At 61.2% G+C, this 21,006-nt stretch carries 20 protein-coding genes; 8 read left to right on the forward strand and 12 right to left on the reverse strand.

What is annotated here, in order from left to right; genetic code table 11:
- The first annotated feature begins 2 nt into the window (after window positions 1-2).
- Window positions 3-1,346 (forward strand): butyryl-CoA:acetate CoA-transferase, encoded by a 1,344-nt coding sequence (locus H7U37_RS01280; RefSeq protein ID WP_204872985.1) that lies wholly within the window; start codon window positions 3-5, stop codon window positions 1,344-1,346.
- A 54-nt stretch (window positions 1,347-1,400) separates the two neighbouring features.
- On the opposite strand, the gene H7U37_RS01285 is transcribed toward H7U37_RS01280, so the two are convergent.
- On the reverse strand, window positions 1,401-1,871 hold the full coding sequence (locus tag H7U37_RS01285) for a TspO/MBR family protein (protein WP_204872986.1): 471 nt from the start codon (window positions 1,869-1,871) through the stop codon (window positions 1,401-1,403).
- Between the two features lie 138 nt (window positions 1,872-2,009).
- Here H7U37_RS01285 and H7U37_RS01290 point away from each other — a divergent pair, with 138 nt between their 5' ends.
- Complete coding sequence (locus tag H7U37_RS01290) at window positions 2,010-2,513, forward strand: GreA/GreB family elongation factor (protein WP_204872987.1); 504 nt, start codon at window positions 2,010-2,012, stop codon at window positions 2,511-2,513.
- Window positions 2,514-2,567: 54 nt separating this feature from the next.
- Here the strand turns inward: H7U37_RS01290 and H7U37_RS01295 are convergent, their stop codons facing one another.
- On the reverse strand, window positions 2,568-3,932 hold the full coding sequence (locus H7U37_RS01295) for a transglutaminase-like domain-containing protein (protein ID WP_243413660.1): 1,365 nt from the start codon (window positions 3,930-3,932) through the stop codon (window positions 2,568-2,570).
- Window positions 3,925-4,326, reverse strand: coding sequence for a NifB/NifX family molybdenum-iron cluster-binding protein (locus H7U37_RS01300; RefSeq protein WP_204872988.1), 402 nt, complete (start codon window positions 4,324-4,326; stop codon window positions 3,925-3,927). Before H7U37_RS01300 ends, H7U37_RS01295 begins: the two co-directional genes overlap by 8 nt.
- A 168-nt stretch (window positions 4,327-4,494) precedes the next feature.
- On the opposite strand from H7U37_RS01300, the gene H7U37_RS01305 reads away from it, so the two are divergent.
- Entirely contained in the window at window positions 4,495-5,253 is a 759-nt protein-coding gene (locus H7U37_RS01305) for a polysaccharide deacetylase family protein (RefSeq protein ID WP_204872989.1), read from the forward strand.
- 190 nt (window positions 5,254-5,443) lie between these two features.
- On the opposite strand, the gene H7U37_RS15970 is transcribed toward H7U37_RS01305, so the two are convergent.
- Genes H7U37_RS15970 through H7U37_RS01325 form a run of 4 tightly spaced genes read right to left on the reverse strand, consistent with a single transcriptional unit; the run spans window position 5,444 to window position 7,969 of the window.
- Window positions 5,444-6,037: a BspA family leucine-rich repeat surface protein gene (locus H7U37_RS15970; RefSeq protein ID WP_338049734.1), complete on the reverse strand. Its 594-nt coding sequence runs from the start codon at window positions 6,035-6,037 to the stop codon at window positions 5,444-5,446.
- Window positions 5,994-6,974, reverse strand: a complete 981-nt coding sequence (locus H7U37_RS01315; protein ID WP_204872990.1) for a S8 family peptidase — start codon at window positions 6,972-6,974, stop codon at window positions 5,994-5,996. The genes H7U37_RS15970 and H7U37_RS01315 overlap by 44 nt, the downstream gene beginning before the upstream one ends.
- 8 nt (window positions 6,975-6,982) lie before the next feature.
- Window positions 6,983-7,666: a hypothetical protein gene (locus H7U37_RS01320; protein ID WP_204872991.1), complete on the reverse strand. Its 684-nt coding sequence runs from the start codon at window positions 7,664-7,666 to the stop codon at window positions 6,983-6,985.
- A 15-nt stretch (window positions 7,667-7,681) separates the two neighbouring features.
- A complete protein-coding gene (locus tag H7U37_RS01325; RefSeq protein ID WP_204872993.1) occupies window positions 7,682-7,969 on the reverse strand; it encodes a hypothetical protein in 288 nt (95 codons plus the stop codon).
- A gap of 527 nt (window positions 7,970-8,496) precedes the next feature.
- On the opposite strand from H7U37_RS01325, the gene H7U37_RS01330 reads away from it, so the two are divergent.
- The 3 genes from H7U37_RS01330 to phnE are packed head-to-tail and all read left to right on the forward strand — an operon-like array spanning window position 8,497 to window position 11,858.
- Window positions 8,497-9,561: a phosphate/phosphite/phosphonate ABC transporter substrate-binding protein gene (locus H7U37_RS01330; protein ID WP_204872995.1), complete on the forward strand. Its 1,065-nt coding sequence runs from the start codon at window positions 8,497-8,499 to the stop codon at window positions 9,559-9,561.
- Between the two features lie 18 nt (window positions 9,562-9,579).
- Window positions 9,580-10,329 carry a phosphonate ABC transporter ATP-binding protein gene (locus tag H7U37_RS01335; RefSeq protein WP_204872997.1) on the forward strand — a complete coding sequence of 250 codons (750 nt, stop codon included), beginning with the start codon at window positions 9,580-9,582 and terminating at the stop codon, window positions 10,327-10,329.
- Window positions 10,326-11,858 carry a phosphonate ABC transporter, permease protein PhnE gene (phnE, locus tag H7U37_RS01340; RefSeq protein ID WP_204872999.1) on the forward strand — a complete coding sequence of 511 codons (1,533 nt, stop codon included), beginning with the start codon at window positions 10,326-10,328 and terminating at the stop codon, window positions 11,856-11,858. Before H7U37_RS01335 ends, phnE begins: the two co-directional genes overlap by 4 nt.
- A 56-nt stretch (window positions 11,859-11,914) precedes the next feature.
- Here phnE and H7U37_RS01345 read toward each other — a convergent pair whose 3' ends face one another.
- The 5 genes from H7U37_RS01345 to dhaK all read right to left on the reverse strand — a co-directional run bounded on the left by H7U37_RS01345 (window position 11,915) and on the right by dhaK (window position 18,713).
- The gene (locus H7U37_RS01345) at window positions 11,915-12,793 is read right to left on the reverse strand and encodes an alpha/beta hydrolase family protein (RefSeq protein ID WP_204873001.1); all 879 of its coding nucleotides are present in this window, start codon (window positions 12,791-12,793) and stop codon (window positions 11,915-11,917) included.
- Window positions 12,794-12,924: 131 nt separating this feature from the next.
- A complete protein-coding gene (locus H7U37_RS01350; RefSeq protein ID WP_204873003.1) occupies window positions 12,925-16,491 on the reverse strand; it encodes an InlB B-repeat-containing protein in 3,567 nt (1,188 codons plus the stop codon).
- Between the two features lie 203 nt (window positions 16,492-16,694).
- A complete protein-coding gene (dhaM, locus tag H7U37_RS01355; RefSeq protein WP_204873005.1) occupies window positions 16,695-17,075 on the reverse strand; it encodes a dihydroxyacetone kinase phosphoryl donor subunit DhaM in 381 nt (126 codons plus the stop codon).
- 11 nt (window positions 17,076-17,086) lie between these two features.
- Window positions 17,087-17,707: a dihydroxyacetone kinase subunit DhaL gene (gene dhaL / locus H7U37_RS01360; protein ID WP_204873007.1), complete on the reverse strand. Its 621-nt coding sequence runs from the start codon at window positions 17,705-17,707 to the stop codon at window positions 17,087-17,089.
- Between the two features lie 16 nt (window positions 17,708-17,723).
- Window positions 17,724-18,713, reverse strand: coding sequence for a dihydroxyacetone kinase subunit DhaK (gene dhaK / locus H7U37_RS01365; RefSeq protein ID WP_204873009.1), 990 nt, complete (start codon window positions 18,711-18,713; stop codon window positions 17,724-17,726).
- A 200-nt stretch (window positions 18,714-18,913) separates the two neighbouring features.
- Between dhaK and H7U37_RS01370 the strand changes: the two genes are divergently transcribed.
- Both H7U37_RS01370 and ptsP read left to right on the forward strand, forming a co-directional pair.
- Window positions 18,914-19,174 (forward strand): HPr family phosphocarrier protein, encoded by a 261-nt coding sequence (locus H7U37_RS01370; protein ID WP_204873011.1) that lies wholly within the window; start codon window positions 18,914-18,916, stop codon window positions 19,172-19,174.
- A 2-nt stretch (window positions 19,175-19,176) separates the two neighbouring features.
- Window positions 19,177-20,796 carry a phosphoenolpyruvate--protein phosphotransferase gene (gene ptsP, locus H7U37_RS01375; RefSeq protein ID WP_204873013.1) on the forward strand — a complete coding sequence of 540 codons (1,620 nt, stop codon included), beginning with the start codon at window positions 19,177-19,179 and terminating at the stop codon, window positions 20,794-20,796.
- Window positions 20,797-21,006 lie beyond the last annotated feature (210 nt).

Genomic DNA, 21,006 nt, shown 5'->3' on the forward strand with positions numbered 1-21,006 from the left:
CTATGGATTATCAGGCTCTCTATCAAAGCAAGCTGACCACCCCCGAGGAGGCCGCCAAGGCCGTCCAGTCCGGCGACTGGGTGGATTACGGCTGGTGCACCAATACCCCCGAACTGCTGGACCAGGCTCTGGCCGCCCGCTATGAGGAGCTCACCGACGTCAAGCTGCGGGGCGGCATCCTCTTCCACAAGCCCGCCGTCATGGCCGTGCCTGACGTGGCGGAGCACTTTACCTGGAACTCCTGGCATATGTCCGGCGTGGAGCGCAAGATGATTGCCGAGGGCGCCACCTTCTACGCCCCCATCCGCTACTCCGAGCTGCCCCGCTATTACCGGGAAAATGCCGCTCCCATCCATGTGGCCTTCTTCCAGGTGGCCCCCATGGACGCCCACGGCTGGTTCAACTTCGGCCCCAACGCCTCCCACCTGTCCGCCATGCTGGAGCGCACCGAGCTGGTGTTCGTGGAGGTTAACCAGAACATGCCCCGCTGCCTGGGCGGCACCGAGAACGGCATCCACATCTCCCAGGTCACCGGCATCATCGAGGGCAATAATCCCACCATCGGCCAGCTGGGCGGCGGCGGCGAGCCCTCCGAGGTGGACAAGGCCGTGGCCAAGCTCATCGTGGAGCAGATCCCCAACGGCGCCTGCCTCCAGCTGGGCATCGGCGGCATGCCCAACGCGGTGGGCTCCATGATCGCCCAGTCCGACCTGAAGGACCTGGGCGTCCACACCGAGATGTATGTGGACGCTTTCGTGGACATCGCCAAGGCCGGCAAGATCACCGGCGCTCACAAGGCCATCGACAAGGGCCGGCAGGTCTACGCCTTCGGCGCGGGCACCCAAAAGCTCTATGACTACCTCAACGACAACCCCGAGTGCATGTCCGCTCCGGTGGATTACACCAACGACGCCCGCACGGTGGCCCTGCTGGACAACTTCATCTCCATCAACAACGCCGTGGAGCTGGACCTCTTCGGTCAGGTGGCCTCCGAGGCCGCCGGCACCCGCCACATCAGCGGCGCGGGCGGTCAGCTGGACTTCGTCATGGGCGCTTACCTCTCCAAGGGCGGCAAGAGCTTTATCTGCTGCTCCTCCGCCATGAAGGGCAAGGACGGCACCCTCAAGAGCCGCATCCGTCCCACCCTGGCCGAGGGCTCCATCATCACCGACACCCGGGCCAACACCCACTACCTGGTCACCGAGTACGGCATGGTCAACATGAAGGGCGCTTCCACCTGGGAGCGCGCCGAGCGGATCATCTCCATCGCCCACCCCGACTTCCGGGATGAGCTGGTGGCCGAGGCGGAAAAGCTCCACATCTGGAGACGGTCCAACAAGCGCTGATCTTTCCCTCAAAACCGCAAAAGAGCTGGAGACCTGCCGGTCCCCAGCTCTTTTTTATCCGTTCAGCAGCCAGATCCCCAGATTCAGATAGGCCGCGAAGAGCAGCCAGAGGGTATAGGGGATCTGGAGCGCGCCGGCCAGCGGGTCAATCTCCCAAAAACGGGAGGCCATCATGCTCACCAGTGCCAGCAGCAAAAGCAGCCAGAAAAAGGCCGGTCCATAGGCCCCCAGGCGGAAAAACAGAATGGGCCAGGTAAAATTCACCGCCAGCTGGAGGCCGTAGAGCAGCAGGGCCCGCCGGCGGCGCTTCCCGCCGCTCCTTTGCCAGACACGCCAGGCCGAGACGCCCATCAGGGCAAACAGACCCGTCCACACCACCGGAAACACCCAGCCCGGCGGCGACAGCGGCGGCTGCCGGAGCATTCCGTAGCGCTCCATGGTCCCCATGGTACACAGGGCCGAAAGCACGCCGGTCCCCAGGCTGATCCCCTCGCTCACCGCCAGCGTTTTCCACGTTTCGTCCATACGGACACCTCCTGCCGTTTTGCTCAGGATATGAAGGAGTCCTTTCTTTTATACGGACGGGTTTGTGGTTGATTTTTCAAGGCGGCGGCGTTATCATGTTGATACTGCCGCAAGTCCGGCAGAGGAAGGAAATGGACGATGCACAACGAATTGACACAGCAAGATCTGGACATGATGCGCCAGGAGCTTTACGAGCGGCGGGTCAATCTCCGGCCCCAGCTGCTGGAGGCGGTAAAGGAAGCCCGAGCCTTTGGCGATTTGAGTGAAAACTTTGAGTATAAGGCCGCCAAGCAGGAGAAAAACCGCAATGAAAGCCGCATCCGCTACCTGGAGCGGATGATCAAAACGGCGGTGGTCATCGCCGACCACTCCTCCAGCGACACCGTGGGCCTCTATGACAAGGTCACCTGCTATCTGGAGGAGGACGACGAGACCGAGGTCTATCAAGTGGTCACCACCATGCGGCAGGACGCCCTGCACGGCCTGGTGAGCCGGGAGGCTCCCCTGGGCAAGGCTCTGCTGGGCAAGCGGGTGGGCGACCGGGTCCACATTCAGGTCAATGAGCGGTACGGCTATGACCTGGTTATCCAGGCCATCGAAAAGGGCAGCGACGACGGCTCCATTCCGCTGAACTCTTTTTGATAAACAAAAACGCATCGTAGAATTTTCCTTTTTTCTACGATGCGTTTTTTCTTTTTACAGAAGCTGAAAGTCCACCGTCTCCACGGTACGCTCCATCTCGTCGCTGTCCAGGCCGCGGCCGTCCACCGTCATCTCCCCCAGCTGATTGTCGTAGGGGTCGAAACGCCAAGCCGGGTCAGGCGGGGTCAGCGGCGCGTAGCAGGCCCGGTTGGCCACCATGCGCCACGGGTCCAGGCTGCCGAAATAGTGCCTTCTGCGCCCCTCCTCTCCCCGCCGCCGGGCGGAGGAGCCGAAGGAGCAGTCCGCCCACAGCCAGCCGTGGGGGGCGATGTAAAACCGTGCCCAGTCGTGACAGCCCGCATGGTCCGGCTGGACCGCCAGACCGCTCTCCCACTGGGCGGGGATGCCGGAAATGCGGCACAGGGCGATGAACAGCAGGGCCATTACGCCGCAGTCTCCCCGCAGCTCCCGGGCGCAGGCGTCGGCGATGGGCTCCAGCTGAAGATAGGCGGGCTGATAGCGATAATCCACCGCGCCGGTCACATAGTCGTAAATGGCCGCCGCCTTTTCCACCGGACCGTTACAGTGCTCCGTCAGCCGTGCCGCCAGCGCCCGGAGATAGGGGGTGAAGGCCAGATGGGGCGGCTCTTCACCGGTGTCAAAGGCCGGCTGTACCGGGTCGGGTACGATGGTGCGGGGATCGGTCCACCGCGCCTCATAGACATAGCGGTATTGGACAAAAAAGCACTCCTCCTGCCGGGTATTCCACCAGATGGTGCGCTGGGGCGCGTCCAGAGGGGCGCAAATGCCCCCTTCCGTGGCGGAGAGGATCTCTATCCCGCTCTGCTGCGGACAGGCCGCCGGGATGGGCAGCCAGGCCTGGACCGCTTTTCCTTTGGCGGCGGCTTTGGGCCGGATTGAGGCCCGCAGGGTGATCCGCGCCCGGACAACGCCCCTTCCTTCCATTTCCGCCAAAAGCGCGTCCCGCCGGGCCGTATCCTCCGGCGGCTGGGGACGCAGGCCGGGGGCCTCTCCGGGGTAGAGCCGCAGACTGCCCAAAAAGGCGCTGTGGACGTGCATTTCCCCGTCGATATACCGCCAATCGATCCGTCCACCGTCCACCAGGGCGTCAAATTGCGCCTCGGTCATGTCCGGCCACTCCGCCCGCATCTGGGCGATGGCCTCCCCTCTGGTATAGGGATAGCTTTTGGGCAGACGCTCTAAGCGTATCCGCTCCGCCAGCAGCCGGTCCCTCAGCTCCGGCCGGTCCGCCCGGTTCAGCGCCCTTTCGATGAGGCGAAGGGCGCCGGCGATATCTCCCACGGCCTTCCGGCGGGCAATGTCCCCCGGCAGCGGAAGAATCAGCGCAGCCAGCGCCTCATTTTCTCCCCGCATGCCGCTCCAGGGACCCTTATCCATGACAACTTCCGTTTCCGGCGCAGCCCTGGTGGTCCTCCCCGCAGGTATGGCCTTCCTCGTGGTGGTGGGCGCACTGAGTGTCGGGATCATAATCCAGATGCCCGGCCAGCAGGGCCGCCACCTGGGCGTCGGCGTCGCCGCATACCCCCGGATAGAGGGTGATCCCGGCCTCCGCCAGCGCCATACGGGCGCCGCCGCCGATCCCGCCGCAGATCAGGGTATCCACGCCCTGACGCTGCAAAAAGCCAGCCAGCGCGCCGTGGCCGCTGCCGCCGGCATCCGCCACCCGGGCGGAAATCACCTTGCCCTCCGCGACCTCGTAGAGCTTGAACTGTCCGCAGTGCCCAAAATGCTGGAACACCTGACCGTTTTCGTATGTAACCGCGATTTTCATAGCTTTGCCTCCATACAAACGCTTGGCGGATGGCCGAGGCCCGCCGCCCTTGAGATACCTTCATTGTAGTCACATTGCCCCCGGAAGTCAACCGTCCTCCCCGGTCTGTGGGACAACGGGGCGCGCATACATTCAAATGGAATTCCATATCGAACGGAGGGAACGTGGATGAAATTGATTTTGGTGCGCCGTAAGCTTCTCGCTGTCCTGGCCTGCCTGGCCGCCGGAGCGCTGATGTTTGCTCTGGTCAACCATCCCGCCATTCTGGGCGCTTCCGCCGCCGCCCGTCAGCTCCCCATCTACTGCGTCCAGCGGGATCAGAAGATGATCTCCATTTCTTTCGACGCCGCCTGGGGGAATGAGGATACCCAGCAGCTCATCGACATTCTGGAACAGTACCAGGTCAAGGCCACTTTCTTTGTGGTGGGTCAATGGGTGGACAAATACCCCGAATCGGTCAAGGCCCTGGCCGACGCCGGACACGAGGTCATGAACCATTCCGACACCCACCCCCATATGAACCAGATGTCCCGCGAGGAACTCATCGCCGACGTGGAAGCCTGCAACGACAAAATCGAGGCCGTCACCGGCATACGCCCTACCCTGATCCGCCCGCCCTACGGCGAATACAACGATACCGTAATCTCCGCCATCCGCTCCATTGGTATGGAGCCCATCCAGTGGGATGTGGACAGCCTGGACTGGAAAGACCTCTCCGCCGGCGAGATTACCCAGCGGGTCACTTCCAAAGTACAGCCCGGCTCCATCGTCCTCTTCCATAACGCCGCTCTCCACACGCCCGAGGCTCTGCCCACCATCCTCGAGACGCTTTTACAGCAGGGTTACACCTTTGTGCCCATCTCCCAGCTCCTCCTCCAGGGAGATTACACCATCGACCACACCGGCCGCCAGTGTCCCGCAGAGTGAGCGCCTGCGCCGTTCCTTTTGCCAAAAAATAAAAACCGGCGTCTCTCCACTGCCGCGACAGTGGAGAGACGCCATGCTCTGCCTTTTTCAGCCGTTGGTTACTCCGGTCTCCCTGCGGCATATCGTCTCATTGACCGGCATAGGATGTCCGGAAAGCGTGTACTGTTAACGCAGACTTGATGGTTTGACTCTAATTCCAGTATCGGATCGCGCTTTCCGGCACACCATCAAACATTCCGTACATATCCACTACCTGCGAGATGTCAAACCCACTCACATCCAGTTCCGTCAGATTAGAACAGCGATAAAACATCGCCAGCATACCCGTCACTTTTGAAGTATCAAAAGAACTCAGATCCATCTTTGTGACATTTTCCGTGTCAAATGCGCCGTTAAAATATATCCCCGTCACATTCCGATAGCCTCTGAACAGATAAGACGCGTCTTGCGGTGCGGAAACACCGCCTTCCGCCGCTATAAAGAGGTCATAGTAACCCACGCCGTTCTGCTCCCACCAGGCCACCACAGAGCCGTCCTGGTTTTGGGATACGTCCCTCACATGATTGGGGGCACTATTCAGATTGTCCAGGAAGGTGACCGTCCCAATTTCTTCCCTTCTTAGCTCCGTGCCAAACACCGGGGCTGTATAGGCGTCATCGCCATTGGTAACCTCACAGGGATCAGACATCAATACGAGCCTGTCGAAAAAGCCCAGCTTTCGCTGGACTTTTTCGACAGGCTCAGTCCTTCGCATTTTTGAGATCGTGCTGTGGAGAAAAATCACGCCGTCCGCCCAAACTCATATTGATCACGTCTACGTCATTGGCAATGGCCGCTTTGAGTCCCTGTATAACGCTGGAATCTGTTCCCTTACCATTTTCGCCTAAAACGCGCACCGGAAAAACAGAAACATCCAGTCCCCTGGTGCAGTCAAGGATCGTACCGGCCACATGGGTGCCATATCCGGCCATGTCATTCCATCCGTTCCCGCTTGAGTCGAACATATCTAACCCTTCCAGGATACGGCCCTGGGTTTCATTGCAAGGTTCCACGCCGGAATCCAGCACGGCCACAGTGACCGGCTCGGTTTGCTGCCCTGCGACCCAGCTGGACATTCGATCCAGTCCCAAATATTCTACGCCCCAACTATAATAGACCATTCCGGTAGACGGCGATGTGTATGGTGTCCCGTATGCCGTCTGGGCCGCTATGGCATTCTGTGAGATGGACTGATATTTATCCATACTCGCGCATACCACGCCATCCATTTCTTCGACGGCCACAAGGCATTGCTGGGCGTCCTCCTCCGTTTGAAACTGAACAATCAGATAATTGTCCTCATCGGCAATGACCTCCGCGGCCGGAAACGCACTTAGATCAAGCTCATCTCCCTCAAATTGAATCAGCAGCCGTTTGGTGCTGTTTACACCGCTGACGACCAGCTCGTCGTCATACTGCTGGATCATGTTGTTTAACGCCTCATTGGTTTCCGTCAGCGTAACCGTCCAGGTCAATTTGGTATCTTTATGTACCAGAATATTCCGCGGAGCCGTACGCTGCAAGACACGGACGCCCACTACCACAAGCACAATTGCCGCCACCGCCGCAACGGCTCCGAGTAGAATAAGGAGTTTCTGTTTCCAGCCCGGTCCCTTTCTCCCCTGATAGGTTCCATTTACCAGCTTCCCACCAGACAGCCTGGCCATCTGTGTTGCAATCATTCCGGGTACTATATGCGGATTCTTCTCCTGGGATGGCTTCTTACCTTGGGTAGGGACAGGCTCCACACGGGGAGACATTTCCCAAGCGTTGGATTTTTTTCATGACTCCTCTCGCCGCATTCCAGCATGGTATAAGCGGCGCCCAGAAGCAGACAAATAAAAAGTGCTGCAAGATAAGGATTTCCTCCCGTCAAGGAGAGCGCTATTGCCGCCGCCAGACCTCTGAGCAAAGCAGATACCGCGCCGGCCAGGGTGATACGCCCAAAATAGCCAATATGGAAGAGAACGGCGCATACCATGACCGTCAGCAGACGGATTAGAAACAGATAGATGGAAAGTTGTTCCCAACCGGCCAGCAGCATCACCGCAGGAGACGTTCCGGCAGCCGTCTGGGCAAACAGGAAGAGCGCCTGTCCGCCACAACCCACCGCAAAAATTGCCACGCCAGAAATCAGACCTGCCGCCAGCCACTTTGACCCCTGCTGCATACGGTATCGTTTATTTACGAGAAGCGAGAGCTGTACTCCAAGAAATCCACCGCAAAAAATGAGGAGAAAAAGAGCCCCGCTCCACAAAATATATGTCCAGGTATCATTGCACTTGCCCAGCAGCAATGCGGCAAGAAATCCTCCGATGCCGGCTCCCACGAGGGAAAAGAACCAACTCAGCAGGCCAAACTGTTTACGCATCATATTTCCTCCTTTCGTTTACTTCCGCTTCTGGAAACCTACGCAGCCGTTTTGCTGAAGCATCTTCTGTAACATCTTCATTTGCTTTCTCTTGGCGATCTGATGCGCCAGAAATTCAAAGCCTGCACCAATCAAAATCCCAATCCCAAGGATCACGGCCAACACGACAACGCCTTCCAGGCTGAATTCTGACAGCAACAGGCCAATGCCCAGCATTATTACGCCCCACGACAGCAAGCTGCCCGTAAACGAAACAACCGTTGCTAATTTTGAGTACTTATAACACGTAAATTCTATCCTCGCCATTCTAATCCCTCTCTCTGTCTATTGGCCCGCACGTCCAGCCGGAATCCATCCGGTTTTCCCGCCGGGCAGGTCTGCCTGCTCTTGCTATGCTTGAAGTATACTCCTTCGCAACCTTCCTTCTTATATTCTTTTTCCTCTCATCAAAATCTGTGGATACTCCTCCTATTTATAGAAAATATTAGACAAACGGATTATAGCATTTTCTCTTTTCGCCTTGTTCCCAAAGAATTCGGGATTTTGTATTGCTCTTGTTTTCTCCACGATTTCGTGCTATACTGGGCGAGGTTTGAGGAATGCGGCGAAAGGGGGAGCGCCCTGGCGCCACGCTCAGAATATGGATGACAAAAACCAGATTGCGAGGGAGCCTGTGTTCCAGGCTGAGAGGGTCCCAGAGAGGGCCGACCGTACCCGCTTCCCCCTGCGGAAGCGGGCCATCAGCATCTGCGGAAAAGTCATGGCGGGTATGTGCTGATGCTGCGCATACCCCTTTTCTTTTGCGCGGATCTATTTGATTGGAGGTTATTCCCATGAAACGAAAGCTCCCCGCGCTCCTGCTCACCCTGGCCCTCTGCTCCGGTCTGCTGACCGGCTGCGGCTCCGGCGAGACCGCCCAGTCCGCCCAGTCCGCCCAGCCCTCCTCCGGCGTCCAGAGGGTGGAATCCTTGAAGATTGCCTTCTCTCCCTATGCCGACGCCGATCTTATTTCGGAGTCCACCCAGCCGCTGGAAGCCATGCTGCAGGAAAAGCTGCTGGAAAAGGGCTACGACGTGGAAGAGATCGACATGACGGTGGGCACCAGCTACACCGCCGTGGGCGAGGCCCTCAGCGCCGGCAGCGCTGACCTGGGCTTTATTTCGGGCGGCAACTACGTCCTGTTCTCCGACGACTGCGACGTGCTCCTCACCGCCCTGCGCTACGCCATCAATAAGGACTCGGAAAATCCCGCCGACTGGAACGACGGGACCATTGAGGAAAATACCGACGAGATGAGCACCTATTACCGCTGCATCCTCCTGGCCGGCCCCACCGAAAAGGGACAGGCGCTCTTGGACAAGGTCAACAGCGGCCAGGAACTCACCTGGGACGACCTCAACAGCGCCACCTGGGCGGTGCTGAACCCCACCTCCGCTTCCGGCTATATCTACCCCTGTCTCTGGCTCCAGGAGCACTACGGCAAGGGGATCAGCGACCTGGACAACGTGGTGGAGTGTGACTCCCACACCACCTCCGTGGCCCGGCTGGCCGCCGGTCAGGTGGACGTGATGGTCTCCTACGGACATATCCGCATCAAAAACGCCCCCATTTGGGAGTCCGATTTCGGCGGTACCGCGCCTATGGTGGAGCAGACCGGCGTCATCGGCGTCACCGACGGGATCTATAACGATATGATCGCGTACAGCAAGACCTCCGAAACCATGGCGGACGCGGATTTCCGCACAGCGGTGGGCGAGGCCTTCATCGAACTGGCCCAGACGGAGGAGGGCCAGGAGATCTTCGGCGTATTCAGCCAGGTGGGCTACGACTGGGGCAAGGATTCCGACTACGACGGCGAGCGGGACGCCCAAGCCCTCCTGAAATCCATGGAACAGTAAGCCGCCGGGAGGAGTCTCATGCTGCAAGTCAGCCTTTTGTCAAAAAGCTTTCCCCGCGTCCCCCAGGTCCTGCATGAGGTCAGCTTCACCCTGCGGGACGGAGAATTTCTCTCCGTCATCGGTCCCTCCGGCGCCGGCAAGACCACTCTCTTCCGCATCCTCAACGGGATGGAGCGCTGCGACAGCGGTCAGGTCCTCTATGGGAGCGTCCCCTTCCAATCGGCCGTCGGACAGCAAAAGCGGGCGGTCCAGCGCACCATCGGCACCATCTATCAGGATTTTTGCCTGGTGGAAAACAGCACCGCCATGCAAAACGTCCTCAACGCCTGTCTGCCGGAGCTCTCGCTGGCCGCCGTTTTGCTGGGGCGCTTCGGTCCGGCGCGGATGCGGAAGGCAGCCGCCATTCTGCGGGAGGTGGGGCTGGAGGACAAGCTGGAGGAGCCGGTCAAGCGGCTCTCCGGCGGACAAAAGCAGCGGGTGGCCATTGCCCGGGCGCTGATGCGCGATCCCTCCGTTCTGCTGGCTGACGAGCCGGTGGCCTCTCTGGACCCGGTCACCGGGCGGCAGATTCTGGACCTGCTCAAGGAGGTCCAGCGGTCCCGCGGCGTAAGCGTACTGATGAACAGCCACAATCTGGAGCTGTCGCTGGCCTATTCCGACCACATCATCGGCCTTCACCGGGGCCGCGTGGTCTTTGACGGCCCGCCGGACGCGGTGACCGACGCGGTTTTGGCACGCATTTACGGACAAGCCGGGGTGGAACCATGAAGCGACGCCGCATTTCCCTTCTGGTGTTCCTCCTGTGTGCGGCGGTCTTTTTGGCGGCGGCCTGGCTGACGAGCTGCGACCTGGGTCTGATGTGGTCCCGCCGGGCGCACTTGACGGACATCGCCCTAAAATTGTTTCCACCGGACTGGAGCTTTGCCCAGAAGGTTTTCCCCCTGCTGTGGGCTACGGTGCAGATGTCGGTCACCGGCACGGTCCTGGGCGCCGCCCTGGCCCTCCCCGCGGCCCTGGTCTGCGCCCGGCCGCTGCCCGGTTTTCCGCCGGTCAAACAGGTCCTGCGCTTTCTCGTCCAGGTGCTGCGCTCCTTTCCCGCCCTGATTCTGGCCCTTCTGGCCACCTTCTTCCTGGGCATCGGTTCCTTTGCCGGAACCGCCGCGCTCACCGTCTATACCTTCGCCATTATGACCCGCCTTACCTATGAGGACATAGAGCACGCCCCCCTGGGCCCCTATTACGCCCTCCGCGCCATGGGAAGCCCCTCCCTCCACGCCTTTTTCCGCGCCGTCTTTCCCGAAATTCTCCCTTCCTATCTCACCAACACCCTCTATTTGCTGGAGAGCAACGTGCGCCACAGCGCCATTTTGGGCTATGTGGGCGCGGGCGGCATCGGCCTTTTGCTCAATGAAAAGGTCTCGTGGCGGGAATACGACAAGGTAGGCATGATCCTCCTGCTCCTCTTCGTCACCGTCGCCCTGATGGAAGCCCTCAGCCGCTTTCTGACCCGTCTGGTACAGGGAGAGACCGCCATCGGCCGGCTGGGAAAGCGGCTTTTGCTGGGGACTGCCGCGTTCCTTTTCCTCCTTTGTACCCTGACCCTGCCGCCGCCGGACCTGTCCCGCACCAGTTTGCAGATGGTCCATACTCTTTTTACCGGCATTCTCCACCCCGACTGGTCTCTCTTCTTCCGGATGGACCGCAGCGGCGTGGGCTATCTGCTGCTGGAAACGGCGGCCATCTCCTTTGTGGGGACCTGTGTGGGAATGGTCTTTGCCGTCCCGCTGTCCTTTCTCAGCAGCAGCCGCTTTTTTCCCGCCCCTGTGGCGTGGACCTTCCGCACCATCATTACCGCCATCCGCTCTGTCCCCTTCCTGATCTATGGTCTGATCCTGATTCGGGTCTGCGGTCCCGGCGCCTTTACGGGGGTGCTCACTTTGGCGGTGTGCAGCGTGGGACTCCTCTGCAAACGCTTTTCCGAGGCCATCGACGTCCTAGACCTGCGGCCTTCCCAGGCGTTGGAGGCCATGGGCGCGTCGAGCATGGCCCGTATCCGCTATGCCGCCCTGCCCCAGCTGGCCCCGCCCTTCTGCTCGGCTCTGCTCTACCGCTTCGATGTGAACATCCGGGAGGCCTCGGTGCTGGGACTGGCCGCCGCGGGCGGCATCGGCGCGCCGCTCATCTTCGCCATGAATCAGTACGCCTGGAATGAAGTGGGCGCTTTGGCGCTGGGTATGATTCTGCTGGCCTGGCTGGTGGACCTTCTCTCCGCCGCCTGCCGCCGGCTGCTTCGGTAGCATCCTCCGCAGCATAAGACCCGGGAGGCTTTCGTTCCGCCTCCCGGGTCTTTTCGTCACTTCAGATTTTTCTCTAAAAAATCCACCATTTTATCATAAAAATCCACGCAATATCCATGTTTTCGCCCCAGAAAGCACAGGTACTCCTTGGGCTCGGGCAGCTTGGCGCAGAGCGCCTCCACCCATTTGGGCGGGCACTCGGCGTCCTTCTCCCCCGCCGCCACCAGGGTGGGGCAGTCCAGCCGGGCGGCGCAGCACATGGGATCGGCCACACGGAGCCGTTTCGCCGCCTGCTCGTAGGAGAGGATAGGCTGACAATACCCCTGGGCCGCAAAGGAGATCACCTCCTCCAGCCGCTCCGACGAAAACCCGATGAGAAAGGGCTGGTCGGCGCACACCGCCCGGCACCGGTCCTGATAAAGCCCGCCCAGCACCACACTCAGACCGCCACCCTGGCTGGTCCCGCAAAAGGCCAGCGACCGGACGCCGGCTCCCTCCGCCTCTCCCGCCCATCGAATGGCGGTCATGGCGTCTAAGAGCCATTCCTCATAGGTGTCCGCCCCGCCAAACACGGTATCATAGAGCACCGGCCAGGCCCCCCGGCGTAAGAGGCCCTCGTCCGGCCCGTCCGGGGTGTCATAGCCCAGCGGGGAGAGGACCAGCACATGGCAGAGCTCGGTCAGCGCCTCTGGATAGGCGTACAGCTCCGCCCGATAGCCGGGGCTGACCACCAGCAATGGGCTGTCCCTCCTCCGTGCGGGGGCGAACCAGTTCCAAAAGGGCCGGCGTCCCTGCCGGCAAAGTGACACATAGTATCCCTGGGCTTGGGGAGAACGCTCCGGATAGACCGGCGGCGGACTGCCCACCCGGCGGCCTTTTTCCCAATATATCTCCCGCTCCGCCCGCCGCCGGAGTTCTTTGATCCGCGCTTCCATCTTCCCGTTCCCCTTTCCGGACTGTATTTTCTGGATTAAGTATACAAAATTTCAAGGAAAACGTAAAGAGAAAACCCCTAGAAACAAAACAGGGCGCGATACCCGCGGGTATCGCGCCCTGGCGTCTGAACTCAGCCCATCTGACTGAACCGATAGAGCATCTGAGCTACCTCCACCCGGGACGCGCCGCCCTGGGGATCCAACTCGTTGTTCTCTTTTCCGGAAAGAATGCCGTTGGCCACTGCCCAGCGGACGCCCTCCGTCGCCCAGCCGGATACCTGCCCGGCGTCGGCAAAGGTCAGCGTGCCCTCGGCAGGGGCTCCGCCGGCGTAGCGGTAGAGCATGACCGCCACCTGCTCCCGGGTAATGCCGGTTTCCGGATGGGTGCCGTCAGAAATGCCCTTCCGGACCGCCCATTCCATGCCCTCGGCATACCAGGGCGTGCTGCCGCTGGTGTCCACGCCGTCCATACGGGCCAGCACCGTCATCAGCATTCCTCTGGTGGTGGGCGCATTGGGCGCAAAGGTGGTGGCGCTGGTCCCCTGGAACAGTCCCTTCCCCACCACATAGTTGATGGCGTCTCTCCCCCAATGGTCCTCCGCCACGTCCGTAAAGGCCGGCAGACCGCCCAAAGGCGTCTCGCCCTCGGAAATGTTCGTCTCTTCGATAAAGGAGGCCGAGACCTTCACGGTCGTGTCCGGCATGGTAAAGGTATAGCGGCCATCCTCCGACCGAACCTCCACCTCGCTGCCGCCGCTCGTCCGGACGGCAAGCGTCTCCAGCGCATAGCCCGGCAGCGGCGTAACGGTCAGTGTGATCTTGGTGTGCTCCGGCGCGCGGTCCTGATCGGCCGTCACCGTTCCGCCCTCCATATCCGCGATTTGGATGCTGTGCCGGAGGACCGCACTGCCTCCCGTGCCGGAACCGCCGCTCGAACCACCGCTGCCGCCGCCGGAAGGCGCTTCCTCCCGCCACGCGGCGGTCACGGTGACGCTGTGGTCCGGCATGATAAAGCTGGCTGTTTGTTCACCGGCGTTGGAGAGGGCCACCTCCTCCGAGGTCCAGCCGTCAAACCGGTAACCGCTGCGTGTGCCGGCGTCAATGGTGACCTCCGTTCCGGCGGCATAGCTGCCCGCGCCGGAAGCGCCGTCTCCTGTCTCAAGCAGGGTGACCGCGTACTGTTCCTGCGTCCAGTGGGCATAAACCGTGATGTCGGCGTCAAATACGGTCTCCTCCGTCACCTGACTGCCGCCCTCCGGCTGGGTATACCAGCCCTGGAAACGGTAGCCCTCCCGCACCGGGACAGGCAGCGCCTCCAGACGGCCTTCCCCGTCGGTCACCGTCCACGCCTCCTCCACGGCACCGCCGTTGGCGTCCCAGGTCACGGTATAGACCGGCAGCGCCTCCTCCCGGTACATCCGCCAGAGCTGGGTGGCATAGAAGGGATTGGCCGTACCGATGTAGATCCCTTCATCGGTGGACTCCATGCCTCTCAGGCCGTGGTTATAGGGGTCGCCGAAGCCGTCGTCGGTAATGACGTCAAAATTGACGCCGTCGTTGGATACCAGCAGGTCAAAGCCCCGCTCACACTGCCGGGCATAGTAATTGACCCCAAAGTAATAGACAAAATTCTTCAGGTCCCGGCTGTACATCACCGTGTCCAGCCGCTCCAGGAAGTTTTTCACCTTATCTCGGATAAGGGTGATAAAATCACCCCGGGACAGGGTGACGGCGGCGGTAAGGGACGCCGTCCCATCCTGTTCTTCCGCCGCTCCATCCGGCAGAAGGGTGACCTCCTGCCCGTCCGCCGAGAGGGCGATGGCAGGCGTCTCTCCCTGGGTCAGCGGGTCCAGCAGACCCTCCTCTCCGGCGGCGGAACGGGCGGATCTCCCGTCGCTCTCTCCCAGCAGCAGGTCCATCACCTGGCGGAACCGTCCGTAATCCTCCATCAGCGCCTCATAATAGGGCACCGGATTTTCCGTGCTGGCCTCGTCGGCAACCCCGGCCAGCAGCTGGAAAAAGTCCAGCAGCTCTTCATCGGTGAGAAGATGCTTCGCGGCAGAGGTGATGATCTCCCGTACCAGGGGGTCCATATCCTCTCCCAGCGCCAGATCCAGGGCCGTGCGCAGGTGCTCCACCCGCTGAAGGATATCCTCCCGGTCCATATTGGCCACCTGTCCGTCGGTCAGCTGGGTGAACATATAGGTCAGGGTGGAGGTATCATAAGTACCCACATAAAGCTCTCCGTCGTGGACCTCATAGCGCCAGACATACTGGTTGGAGTGACTGCCCAGTCCGGCCCCCAGATTGCCGATGGGGCCGTCGGGGAATTCCGGGTTGTCGTCCTTTCCGGCCACCATCTCAAAGCGTTCCCCGGCGTCCATCCGGTACAGGTAGATGGAGTGGTCCAGGTCACGGTAGAGGGGCTCAAAGTTGCCGCTGGCAGGCACCGCCGCCAGGTCCAGCATGGGGTCGTTGTAGGTGCCCAGATAGAGATGATCCTCATAGACCCACAGGTTGCAGGCCATGGAATAATTGATGCCAAAGCCGAAGGGCAAAACGGCCTCGGGATTGCCGCCGGCCAGCTGCGTCCAGACAAAATCGCCGTCTGCCTGCTTTTCGCCCCGGTAGAGGGCAAAGCCCTGCTTGTTGGTGACGCCGTCCACGGTGCGGTCGGTGACTACGGTGACATACAGCTTTCCGTGAAAAGGAATGATATCCCAGATGCCGCCGCCGTTGAGTCCGTCCGTATTGTAAATGGCGGGCAGGTTGTCGAAGTCCTCCTGGTCGCCGATGACCCGCCACTCCTCCGCCGGCTTGCTGGGGTCGTCGGTGGCCACGATCAGACCGCCCGGCGTTCCCTCGCCGTCGTAGTTGTCACTGGTGTAGCACATAATCAGTTCGCCGTCAAAGACCGTCAGGCCGTGGACACCGTTGGCGATGTTTTTGGCTGCGGCGGTGAAGTTCGTATTGTGATAGGCGATGCGGGCCTGATTGGTGGCCGGGTCGATCTCCACCAGGGTCATGGTGGGGTTGCCCATGCCCACGAAATAGAGCTTGTCGTGGAACTCACACACCATCCGGTAGCCGGAGAGATAATTTTTGATGGCCATGCTGGGGCTGTATCCGGGGAAGATGTCGGGATAGTCCTGCCAGACCTCCCGCTCACAAAACAGCTCCGTCACCGCTCCCGTCTCCTTGTGGACCGCCATAATGACGGGACGCCACTGGTCGATTTTGCTGGTGTCGAATTTGTCGCTGCCAAAGGCCACCTGTACCACTTCCTGAGAAATGGCGGAGGCCTGGCTGTCGGTAAAGATCCGGTTGCCCTCTCCGTCCTTCATGGCCTTCAGGGCGTTCATGACATTGTTGTGGTAGATGTAAAACGTGGAATTATAGCAGGTGCCGATGTAAATATAATCGCCGTACTCGATCATGGACCAGGTGTAGCTCTGCCCTCGGTCCTGCTCCTCCAGGATGCTGTCCAGCTCGCCGCTGCCGGCCGTAGGGTGGGAGATCTTTTCGATGGTATACCCGCCCTGGCTGTACACGCCCTGCTCCTTTGGGATATAGCCGATCTTTCCCGCCTCATCTCTGACCACTTCTCCCGGGGCCGCGGCGGCGCTGACGGTCATGCTCAGGCACAGCGCGCCGGAAAGCAGCGCACCCAGGGTCTTTTGCAACCAGTGTTTTTTCATAAGATCCCTTCCTTCTCTCAATTTCTCTCTTTTCAAACCGCGGTCCGTCCGCTCCCACGGCTCCGTCAGCCTGAAAGAATGCTTTCAGTATACCATAGCCGCTTTGCTTTTACAAGGCGTATTCCATCTCTTCCACCTCCCAAATTCCCTGTGACTGGGCAAAAAAGATCCCATGGAGCGAGTTTCACTCCATGGGATCGCACTCAAAGCTTATGTCCCTCGGCAACCTGACGGACGGCGGCCAAAATGCCCTCCAGGTCCATGCCGATGGAGGCGGACACCGCGGCCACGATGGCCCCTTCCACCACCGGCCCGTCGGCCAGACGCACTTTCACGCCGTCCACCGCCTCCACAACCATCTCGGCGGTCATCAGCGCGCTGCCCACATCGAAGAGGATCACCACGCCGTCCGGCGAGGAGACCGACTCCACCGCCTCCAAAATGCGCTGGAAATCGGTGCCGATGCCTCCGTCCGGCAATCCGCCCGCCGCGGCCACGGGAACCTGTCCCGCCATTTGCAGCGCCAGTTCCCGGGCCCCCTCGGCTACCTTTTCACTGTGGGATACGATTACTACTCCAACCATGTATTTCCTCCTCAGGCCCAGTGCTTAGCGATGACGGACAGCAGCAGCGTAAAGGAGGTGGCGCCGGGGTCCTGATGGCCCAGGCTCCGCTCACCCAGATAGCTGGCCCGTCCCTTTGTGGCCACCATGTCCTTGGTCCGCTCCACACCTGCCTGGGCGGCGGCCAGACCGGCGGCCAGCACCGCTCCCGTGGGCGCGCCTTTGGCCTCTTCCATGGCCTCCAGCGCCGGCACCATGGCGTCCAGCATGGTCTGCTCGCCGGTAGTGGATTTGCCCCGCAGCTTGACCCCCGCCACGGCGGCGGACAGCATAGCCAAAAAGTCGTCCAGCCCCACCTCCTGTTTGCCGTTGACCGCCACGGCGGCCTTCATGAAAGCGGTACCATACAGCGGGCCGGACGCGCCGCCCACGGTGGAGACCAAGGTCATACCCACCGTTTTGAGCACCGTGCCCACGTCCTTTTCCGCCAGGCCGGGCAGCTTCTCGCTGACCGCCTGAAAGCCCCTGGCCAGATTGATCCCGTGGTCGCTGTCCCCAATGGGCATATCCAGCTGGGTGAGATAGTCCTTATTTTCCTGAATGATGACGTTCATCTCCTCCAGCAGGGAGATGACATCGGCGGTATTTGCCATGGTTTTCCTCCTTTGGTCAGGCTTTGTAGGCCGGGGTATCGGCGGGCGCGTCCAGCAGGGCCCTGAGCTCATCATCCAGCCGCAGCAGGCTGATGGAAAAGCCCGCCATCTCCAGCGAGGTCATGTAATTGCCCACCAGGGTCTTATAAACCTTGATGCCCTTTTCGGCCAGCACGTCGGCCACCCGGTTGTTGATGATGTAGAGCTCCATCAGGGGCGTTGCGCCGGCGCCGTTGACCAGCACCGCCACCTCATGGCCGGTATAGTCGATGTCGGCCAGGATCTTGCCCAACAGATGGTCGGTGATGTCGTTGGCACTCATGATCTTTTCCTTGTGGGTGCCCGGCTCGCCGTGGATGCCGATGCCCACCTCCATCTCGTCCTCGCCGATCTCAAAGCCGGGCTTGCCGGCGGCGGGGACCGTACAGGGGCTCAGCGCCGCGCCCATGGTGCGCACGTTGTCCACCACCTTCTGGGCCACCGCCTGGACCTCTTCCAGCGAAGCGCCCTGCTCCGCCTTGGCGCCGGCAATCTTATGGACAAAAATCGTGCCCGCCACCCCGCGTCGGCCGGTGGTGTAGAGGGAATCCTGCACCGCCACGTCGTCGTTGGTCACCACGGTCATGCACTTGATGCCGTCCATCTCCGCCATCTCGGCCGCCATTTCAAAGTTCATGATGTCGCCGGTATAGTTCTTGACCACCAGCAACACGCCGGCGGGGGTGGCCACCTCCCGGATGGCGGCCTCCACCTGGTCGGGAGTGGGCGAGGTGAACACCGCGCCGGCCACGGCGGCATCCAGCATGCCCGTGCCCACAAAGCCGCCGTGGGCGGGTTCGTGGCCGGAGCCGCCGCCCGACACCAGCGCCACCTTGTCTGTCTTGGGCTGGGCCCGGACCAGCACATTATAATCGGGGAGCTTTTTCAGATACTGCGGATGGGCCTTTGCGATACCCTGGAGCATTTCCAGTTCCACACGCTCCACCTGGTTGAGCAGCTTTTTCATCGCGGGATCTCCTCCTTTTTTGTCGTTCGTATCTTGCGGCCAAAGCGCCATTCGGACCGCCTTTTCTTGTACATTCTATCATATCAATTTTCCGGATACAACATTGAAATTGTAGGAAACGTAAATTATAATGGTATTTGTCGAAAGGCTGCCCGATGCAGCCGCGTGGTTTTTCTACATCTTGTAAGGAGGTACAATTTATGTACGCCAAAGAGGTTGTTGTCACCAACGCCAGCGGGCTGCACGCCCGTCCCGCCGCAGATCTGGTCAAGTTCTGTGCTTCCTTTTCCTGCAAACTCACCATCACCGGCGGACGGGGTCCGGTGGACCCCAAGAGTATCTTTTCCATGATGTCCGCCGCCATCAAACCCGGTACCACCCTCACCGTCACCGGCGAGGGGGAGGACGAGGAAACGGCGGTGGAGGCGGTATGCGCCTTCATCGCGGCGCTGGAGGAATGAATATGACCGACCGGATCACCGGTATCGCCGCCTGCGGCGGCTGTGCCATGGCGCCCGCCTTTCTATATCGTCCCACGGCATTGCCCGATCCGGCGGAGCGGCGGAGCGGAGACCAGACCGTGGAGCAGGCCCAGGCCCTGGTGGACCAGGCCGCCCTGGCGGTGGATCAGGCCCTGGCCCTGGCGGCCTCCCGCGCCAACCGGGAGGGGCAGCAGATTTTGGAGATGCACCGTGTCATGCTGGCCGACGCCATGTTCCGTGGCGGCATCGCCCAGGCGCTGGAGGAGGGCTGGTCCCCGGGCGCCGCGGTGGTCCGTTCCACCCAAGCCCTGGTGGACATGCTCCTGGCCCTGGACGACCCCATGTTTACCATGCGGATACCGGATACCAGAGAAATCGGCGCCCGGCTGTGCTGCCAGCTGGCCGGAAGGACCTACCCCGACCTCTCCTGCCTGGAACACCCCGTCATCCTCATGGGAGAGGATCTCCCCCCTTCCCTCCTCACCGGCGAAAACGCCCCAAAAGTAGCCGGCGTGGTCATGGGCGGAGGCAACCGCACCTGTCACGCCGCCATTCTCTGCGCCGCCCTGGGCGTGCCTGCCCTGATGGGCGCGGCGGGCTGGGATACGGCCAAGGCGGGAGACCTGGTTTATGTGGACGGCGACGCCGGCGAGGCGGCGGTGGTCCCGCCGGAAGCGGCGTCCCGCTATACTGCTCTGCTCACCGCCCATCAGGCCGAGCAGGCGCTCCTCCTCCCTTATTTGGACGCCCCCACCCGCACCGCAGACGGGGAGACCATCGGCCTTTACTGCAACATCTTCAGCCGTGAGACCGCCCAGAAGGCCCAGTCCCTGAACGCCGACGGCGCCGGGCTTTTTCGCACCGAATTCCTCTATACCGGCCGGCCCGATCTGCCCGGCGAGGAGGAGCAGATGGCCGTCTATCGCGCGGCGCTGGAGGCCATGCCCGGGAAAAGCATCACCTTCCGGACCATGGACATCGGCGGCGACAAGCCGGTGGAGTCTCTGGCCCTGGAGCAGGAGCAAAACGCCTTTTTGGGCTATCGGGCCATCCGCATCTCCCTGGACCGGCCGGAGCTCTTCCGCACCCAGCTGCGCGCGCTGCTGCGCGCCTCCATGTGGGGGCAGGTCCAGATCCTGTTTCCCATGATCTCCGGTGTGGACGAACTGCGCCGGGCCAAGGCCCAGCTGGAGCTGGCCAAGGAGGAGCTGCGCCAGCGCGGTCTGGACTTTGCGCCCCATATTCCGGTGGGCATCATGATCGAGGTCCCCTCCGCCGCCATTCTGGCCGATGAGCTGGCCCGGGAGGCCGATTTCTTCTCCATCGGCAGCAACGATCTGACCCAGTATACCCTGGCGGTGGACCGGATGAATCCAAAGGTGGCCTACCTCTCAGATCCCCTCCATCCGGCGGTGCTCCGCCTCATGCGCGGCACCATCGACGCCGCCCGCAAAGCGGGCATCCCCTGTTCGGTGTGCGGTGAGCTGGCCGGTATGGAGGAGGCGGTACCGGTCCTGCTGTCCATGGGTCTGAAAAAATTTTCCGTCAGTCCCAACCGGGTGCTGGCCGTCCGCCGTCTCATTTCTCAGTGGCGTCCCTGATCCTGCACCAAACGGACGCGATATCCGCCCCGGGTATCGCGTCCGTTTCTTTTTTGGAAATTTACAAAAACACCGGAAAAGATGGAGCCGCCGGTCCCGAAATGGGACCGGCGGCTCCGCCGTTTACCGGCTCTCAGCCTGCCTTACGGCAGCTCCGCTGTTCAGCCGATCTTGCTGTAGTTGTAGAGCATCTGGGCCACTTCCGCACGG

The sequence above is a fragment of the Pseudoflavonifractor phocaeensis genome (genome assembly GCF_016901735.1).
Classification (GTDB): Bacteria; Bacillota; Clostridia; order Oscillospirales; family Oscillospiraceae; genus Pseudoflavonifractor_A.

Excerpts from the sequence above, each read along its gene's own strand:
- H7U37_RS01280 (WP_204872985.1), top strand. The coding sequence starts at position 3 with ATGGATTATCAGGCTCTCTATCAAAGCAAGCTGACCACCCCCGAGGAG.
- H7U37_RS01285 (WP_204872986.1), bottom strand. The coding sequence starts at position 1,871 with ATGGACGAAACGTGGAAAACGCTGGCGGTGAGCGAGGGGATCAGCCTG.
- H7U37_RS01290 (WP_204872987.1), top strand. The coding sequence starts at position 2,010 with ATGCACAACGAATTGACACAGCAAGATCTGGACATGATGCGCCAGGAG.
- H7U37_RS01295 (WP_243413660.1), bottom strand. The coding sequence starts at position 3,932 with ATGGATAAGGGTCCCTGGAGCGGCATGCGGGGAGAAAATGAGGCGCTG.
- H7U37_RS01300 (WP_204872988.1), bottom strand. The coding sequence starts at position 4,326 with ATGAAAATCGCGGTTACATACGAAAACGGTCAGGTGTTCCAGCATTTT.
- H7U37_RS01305 (WP_204872989.1), top strand. The coding sequence starts at position 4,495 with ATGAAATTGATTTTGGTGCGCCGTAAGCTTCTCGCTGTCCTGGCCTGC.
- H7U37_RS01315 (WP_204872990.1), bottom strand. The coding sequence starts at position 6,974 with ATGATTGCAACACAGATGGCCAGGCTGTCTGGTGGGAAGCTGGTAAAT.
- H7U37_RS01320 (WP_204872991.1), bottom strand. The coding sequence starts at position 7,666 with ATGATGCGTAAACAGTTTGGCCTGCTGAGTTGGTTCTTTTCCCTCGTG.
- H7U37_RS01325 (WP_204872993.1), bottom strand. The coding sequence starts at position 7,969 with ATGGCGAGGATAGAATTTACGTGTTATAAGTACTCAAAATTAGCAACG.
- H7U37_RS01330 (WP_204872995.1), top strand. The coding sequence starts at position 8,497 with ATGAAACGAAAGCTCCCCGCGCTCCTGCTCACCCTGGCCCTCTGCTCC.
- H7U37_RS01335 (WP_204872997.1), top strand. The coding sequence starts at position 9,580 with ATGCTGCAAGTCAGCCTTTTGTCAAAAAGCTTTCCCCGCGTCCCCCAG.
- phnE (WP_204872999.1), top strand. The coding sequence starts at position 10,326 with ATGAAGCGACGCCGCATTTCCCTTCTGGTGTTCCTCCTGTGTGCGGCG.
- H7U37_RS01345 (WP_204873001.1), bottom strand. The coding sequence starts at position 12,793 with ATGGAAGCGCGGATCAAAGAACTCCGGCGGCGGGCGGAGCGGGAGATA.
- H7U37_RS01350 (WP_204873003.1), bottom strand. The coding sequence starts at position 16,491 with ATGAAAAAACACTGGTTGCAAAAGACCCTGGGTGCGCTGCTTTCCGGC.
- dhaM (WP_204873005.1), bottom strand. The coding sequence starts at position 17,075 with ATGGTTGGAGTAGTAATCGTATCCCACAGTGAAAAGGTAGCCGAGGGG.
- dhaL (WP_204873007.1), bottom strand. The coding sequence starts at position 17,707 with ATGGCAAATACCGCCGATGTCATCTCCCTGCTGGAGGAGATGAACGTC.
- dhaK (WP_204873009.1), bottom strand. The coding sequence starts at position 18,713 with ATGAAAAAGCTGCTCAACCAGGTGGAGCGTGTGGAACTGGAAATGCTC.
- H7U37_RS01370 (WP_204873011.1), top strand. The coding sequence starts at position 18,914 with ATGTACGCCAAAGAGGTTGTTGTCACCAACGCCAGCGGGCTGCACGCC.
- ptsP (WP_204873013.1), top strand. The coding sequence starts at position 19,177 with ATGACCGACCGGATCACCGGTATCGCCGCCTGCGGCGGCTGTGCCATG.